General features: G+C 56.4%; 5 protein-coding genes. 3 read left to right on the top strand and 2 right to left on the bottom strand.

Annotated features, from left to right (window positions below):
* A partial coding sequence (locus B3187_RS10200) for an endo-1,4-beta-xylanase (RefSeq protein WP_286806230.1) occupies window positions 1–795 on the top strand: 795 nt, incomplete at its 5' end.
* A gap of 278 nt (window positions 796–1073) precedes the next feature.
* Window positions 1074–1625: a hypothetical protein gene (locus B3187_RS10195; RefSeq protein ID WP_286806228.1), complete on the top strand. Its 552-nt coding sequence runs from the start codon at window positions 1074–1076 to the stop codon at window positions 1623–1625.
* Between the two features lie 60 nt (window positions 1626–1685).
* Here B3187_RS10195 and B3187_RS10190 read toward each other — a convergent pair whose 3' ends face one another.
* Together B3187_RS10190 and B3187_RS10185 are read right to left on the bottom strand one after the other, a co-directional pair.
* Window positions 1686–2660: a glycoside hydrolase family 5 protein gene (locus tag B3187_RS10190; RefSeq protein WP_123638116.1), complete on the bottom strand. Its 975-nt coding sequence runs from the start codon at window positions 2658–2660 to the stop codon at window positions 1686–1688.
* Between the two features lie 149 nt (window positions 2661–2809).
* Entirely contained in the window at window positions 2810–3052 is a 243-nt protein-coding gene (locus B3187_RS10185) for a hypothetical protein (RefSeq protein WP_286806226.1), read from the bottom strand.
* A 144-nt stretch (window positions 3053–3196) separates the two neighbouring features.
* On the opposite strand from B3187_RS10185, the gene B3187_RS10180 reads away from it, so the two are divergent.
* Window positions 3197–3897: hypothetical protein (locus tag B3187_RS10180; protein WP_286806224.1), on the top strand; the 701-nt coding region annotated here is incomplete at its 3' end.

Here is a 3897-nt window from a genome sequence, read left to right as displayed (position 1 = left end):
ATGCAGTACTGGGATCAGATCACCCCGGAAAACGAAGGCAAGTGGGGCTCGGTCGAAGGTACGCGTGATCAGTACAACTGGGGTCCGCTCGATGCCATCTATGACTTTGCTCGCGCCAATGGCATTCCGGTCAAAGCTCACGTACTGGTGTGGGGCAGTCAGCGTCCCGGCTGGATCGATAGCCTAAGCCCGGCGGAACAACGCGCGGAAATCGAAGAGTGGATCAGCGACTACTGTGACCGCTACCCCGATACCGAAATGATCGACGTGGTGAACGAAGCGCTGCCCTCGCACGCACCGGCCAACTACGCCGAGAGCGCCTTTGGCAGTGACTGGATCACTGAATCGTTCCGCCTTGCCCGTGAGCACTGCCCGAACGCGGTTCTGATCTATAACGACTTCAACTTCATGACCTGGGACACCGACGCGATCATCGATATGATCCGCCCAGCCGTGAACTCCGGTTATGTGGATGCGCTGGGTCTGCAAGCCCACGGTCTGTACAACCCGCGCGTCTGGACCGGTCCGGAGATTGAAGCCAAGCTGGATCAGATTTCTGAGTTGGGTCTGCCGCTGTATATCTCCGAGTACGACATTCAGGAGTCCAACGACCAGTTGCAGCTCGAGTACATGCAGACGCACTTCCCGATCTTCTACAACCATCCCAATGTGGTGGGTATTACCCTGTGGGGTTATATCGTGGGTGCCACCTGGCGTGAAGGCACCGGCCTGATGACCAGCAGTGGTCAACAGCGGCCGGCCATGCAGTGGTTGATGGAGTACCTGAACCGCTAAACGCAATAAACTGGAAAAGGACTTCCAGTTTTCTCCCCGTTATATTCGATTTCCCGTCCCCCCATTATTGTATCTCGCGCGCGCCAGTACTCATGCGCCTAAACCTCTTGCGCTACACCGCTAGGCCTTTGACAATAGATCAGCCCGGAGAATCTAAAACCGTGGTTTTTGAGTCACTAGATTGATACTGCGGAAAATTTGCCCTAAAGCGCTATAGTGAAGATGTGGCGGGCAGGACACAGGCCGGCGCTGATGATCCCAATTTGAGGAGATTGACCATGAAACCTTTAAGTCTCTTGGCACTGGTGTGTTTGGGTGCCATCTCGGCGGCCGTGTCGGCCGATGAGCGTCCGGCCCAGATTTACCTGAACGAAAACCTGGGGTTTAACATTGAAGGCTATAACTACGCCCAGGATGAGCTGCCCTGTGAGATCGAACAAAGTCTGGTAAGCAGCATTCTTGAACGGGCCGAGAAGCAGGGCCTGGTCATGCAGGCCGTCAGCACCGCCGATAAAATTAAGGCTGGCGATATCCCCGTGTTGGCAATCGACATCGAGGGCCTGACGTTGGGCAGCGAGGAATTCACCTTTGGCATGAAATCCAACTCCAAGCTGCCCGCGGTAAAGGTCACTACGGCGCTGATTCACGCCACCGCGCCCAACAGCGTGGTTACGGCCAGCCACAGCTGCGGCTTTGCCTCGCTCAGGGATTTCACACCCAGCAGCAACGTGCTGGACATGGGGACCGCCTACACCGTCTGTTCGGCCACCCAAAGATGCCTGAAGGACCTGAGCAAGGACATTGTTGAGTGGTTGGTGCCGTTGCTGTGACCGAGCTGTAGCCTCTGGCTGACTTCCGAAGTGACCGGAAAAAGACCGTAACTTTGTTGTTTATTGAGGTTCGCGTGCCTCCCATTGGCGAATAATGTCCCGAGCATACCGGCCAGAGGCGGTGTAGTCCTTCTCGGACCAGTTGCCCTCGGGGCTGGCGCCGACGACCAGCGCGGATGCACCTTCCTCTTTGTCGTTCAGTGCCCAGTTGGCGTGACTGATATTGTGTTCCTTGAAGAAGTCCATCCAGATTTCGGTTTGCGCTGTCGCAACATCACCATCGCCGTTGGCATTTACGGTGCCCCACTCTGTCGCGAACAGGGGCAACCCTTTATCAAGGGCGTCGCGGGCTTTGTCCCGCAGAGAATCGGTGTGGGTACCCGCGTAGAAGTGCAGGGCATAGGCGAGGTTCTGAAAACCGGTAATGGGGCTTTCGGCCGCGACGTCCACATCCTGTGACCAGTTGGGCGTGCCCACCACAATCAGGTTGTCCGGGTCGATAGCGCGGATGGCTTCAATGACTTGCACCGCATAGGGCTTGAGGGTATCGGTCCAGGAGACATCCAGCGGCTCGTTGTAGATTTCGTAAATGACGTTCGGATGCTCGCCGTATTCCTCGGCCATTTGCGTGAAGAAAGCCACCGCGCTGTCCGGGTGATCTTCGGCGTGGTGGCTGTGCCAGTCGATGACGACGTAGAGGTCATTGGCAATGGCCGCGTCCACCACTGTGCGAATCTTGGTCAGGTTACTCTCAGGTGACTCCAGATAACCACCGGGGGTTTCTATGCCCATGGCGGCGCGAACCAGCTCGGCGTTCCAGTCTTCAGCCACCGTCTTAACCGCGCCCGCGGTATAGAACTTGTCCCCGCCCCAGCCGTCGTTACTCCAGAACAGGCTGGGCCCGGCGATGCTGCCGGTGGAGCCGCCGATCAGCACCTGATTGCCTTTTGTGGTGAGAGGGGCGACATCCGCTAAAGCGCTCAGCGAAAATAGGGAAAGCAGCAAGGCTGCCAGTACGGGCTTGAGGTTCAGCATCGGGAATCTCCTTCGGAGCGATTATTATTAGAAGGCAATAGGGAGAGCATGATGGAGATCATGCTCTTTTACCATCAGTGAATATAAAGTTTTATATAAAAACCGCTTCGAGGTTACCGCACCTTTCATAAAAAGCCAAACGCCGACTCTCAGCTCGCTTCTTGCATCGGCAAGTGATAGAAGCGCCGGGTTTCCGCAACCATCTCCGCTTCGGTCATTTCCTGAGCGGGCTTGGACTCCCTGACCCGGCCGGTAAACCGGTCGTGTTCTTTCAGATAGTGCAGCAGCTCTTTACGGGCTTCCCCCGACCCGATCAGGTACAGGTCGTCGGCGCGAGCGATCGCTTTACCCACGGCCTCGTAAAAGCGGGTGAGTGCATGCCGGTAATCCAAGAATAGGCGATTCCCGGCTGCGCTTCTGCTTGAGCGCGCTGCTGGCGCCGGAGAAGCATCGCGTTTCGTGACCCCGGTCCTCGACCTGCACGGAGGTTCGTTGTAGTGTGTGCCGCCCGATTGACTGTCAAGGAATCCGAGACAATGCTGCAACTGATCGCCCTGATTAAAAACCTGATCTGCTACGCCCTGCCGATTTATCTGGTGCATCTGTACCTCAAGCACGCCTATGGCATTGGCGCCTGGCAGACCATTCGCTGGTGGGCTAAGAACTGGGGCGGCCTGGAGCACCCGGGCATTACCTTGACGTTCACCATTCTTCCTCTGCTTTTTATCATTTTGATCATGTCGCCCATGGCCAATCGTGTCTATCTCTCGGCGGTGGGGGAGCAACATAGGCTGGTATACCTTGGCAATGACGGCCCGGGAGCCGGCCGCTACCTGCCGCGAGATGAGCCTCGGTCCGAGCCGTATACTTATCTGTCAGATGTCGGCTACAACATGAGTTTTGATGATATCTACCGAACTGAACTCTTTATCAAAGACCGTGGGACCGACACGGCAGGTACACCTGTCAAAGAGTTCCGTATGATTCATTTTATGGGTACCGTGGCGTTTATACTGGTGCTCTGGTTGGTGTTCATGAGTGCGCTGCACCTGCTCGCTCACCCTGCCAGTGTGGCAGTGGCCAGTGGTGGTACACAGGTTGAGCAGGCCACCATGGAAAGCTTCGACGAACAACTGCGCTACTGGCATTTAAATAGAGGAACGCTGTTGGCGATTGGTTTTGGTGCAGTGGTGATGGGATGTGTTGGAGGCGCTCTGTCCCGGACGGAGTTCGGGGC

Source organism: Marinimicrobium sp. UBA4209 (genome assembly GCF_002381585.1).
Taxonomy (GTDB): domain Bacteria; phylum Pseudomonadota; class Gammaproteobacteria; order Pseudomonadales; family Cellvibrionaceae; genus Marinimicrobium; species Marinimicrobium koreense.
This window is presented reverse-complemented; position numbering and strand designations above follow the sequence as displayed.

Coding starts and splice junctions, on each gene's coding strand:
- B3187_RS10195 (WP_286806228.1), top strand. CDS start 1,074: ATGAAACCTTTAAGTCTCTTGGCACTGGTGTGTTTGGGTGCCATCTCG.
- B3187_RS10190 (WP_123638116.1), bottom strand. CDS start 2,660: ATGCTGAACCTCAAGCCCGTACTGGCAGCCTTGCTGCTTTCCCTATTT.